Source organism: Variovorax sp. P1_H12_2, from assembly GCF_056405335.1.
The window spans coordinates 1-1,140 of record NZ_JBFUCI010000768.1 but is presented as its reverse complement, the minus strand read 5'-3'; the positions used below and the strand labels follow the sequence as shown (position 1 = coordinate 1,140).

Here is a 1,140-nt window from a genome sequence, read left to right as displayed (position 1 = left end):
GGCTGCGCGCCGCGCGCTGCGGGCTGGCGGCGCGCGGCGGCCTGGTACTCGCGCGCCTGCTCGCCGTGCACCGCAGCGAGGGCCACGGGGTTATAGATCAACGCCACCGCGCCCGAGGCCAGCACCGAGATGGCAGCCATGCCGGGCAGCCGCGACAGCTGCGGTCCGAGGTTCTTGACCACCACTTCCTGGTTGCCCAGGACTTCGTCCACGTGCAAGGCGACGCGCTGGGCGGCGCTTCGCACGATGACGATCGTGTTGGCCTTGGACGGCGCGCGCTCGCTGCGCGCGGAGGACTGCAGCAGCGCTCCGGCCCAGTAGAACGGCACCTGCTCGCCGCCGAAGGCGTAGCGCTGTTCGAGGTAGGCGGACTCGAGGTCCGAGGCGCTGGCGCGCAACACCAGCTCGACCAGGTTGGAGGGCACGCCGACCGAGGTGCCGCCGGCGCGCAGCATGACCACGTGCGTCACCGCGGTGGTCAGCGGCAGCACCAGCTTGAAGACCGTGCCCTGGCCAGCCTGGCTGTGGATCTCGATGCGGCCGCCGAGCGCGGCGACTTCGGCCCGCACCACGTCCATGCCGATGCCGCGACCGGCCAGTTCGGACACCTGCTCGGCGGTCGAGAAGCCGGGCTGGAAGATCAGCTCGGCCGCATCCGCGTCGCTGATCGGCTGCCCTTCGGCGACCAGCCCGAGCGCGCGCGCGCGGGCCGCGATGCGCGCATGGTTGAGGCCGGCGCCGTCGTCGCGGAAGCTCACCGAGACGTCGTTGCCTTCATGGTGCAGCTCGATGACGATCAGGCCGCTGGCGTCCTTGCCGGCCTTCTCGCGCGCCGCCGCGTCCTCGATGCCGTGTGCCACGCAATTGCGCAGCAGGTGCTCGAAGGCGGGTGTCATGCGGTCCAGCACGCCGCGGTCCATTTCGATCGAACCGCCGGTGATGTCCAGGCGCACCTGCTTGCCGGTCTCCTTGGAGGCCTGGCGGACCACGCGGTACAGCCGCTCGGAGATGCCTTCGAATTCCACCATGCGCGTGCGCAGCAGTCCGCGCTGAAGCTCGMGGGTCTGGCGCGCCTGGGCGCTCAGGTCGTCTTCGGTCGCCTGCACGGTCTTCTGGAGCGTGCGCTGCACGGTCGCCACG

Annotated in this window: 1 protein-coding gene; it reads right to left on the bottom strand. The window is 71.2% G+C overall.

Going from position 1 to position 1,140, the window contains the following annotated elements; genetic code table 11:
- The coding region (locus AC1D2K_RS34995) for a chemotaxis protein CheA (RefSeq protein WP_478095057.1) at positions 1-1,140 on the bottom strand (1,140 nt) is incomplete at both ends.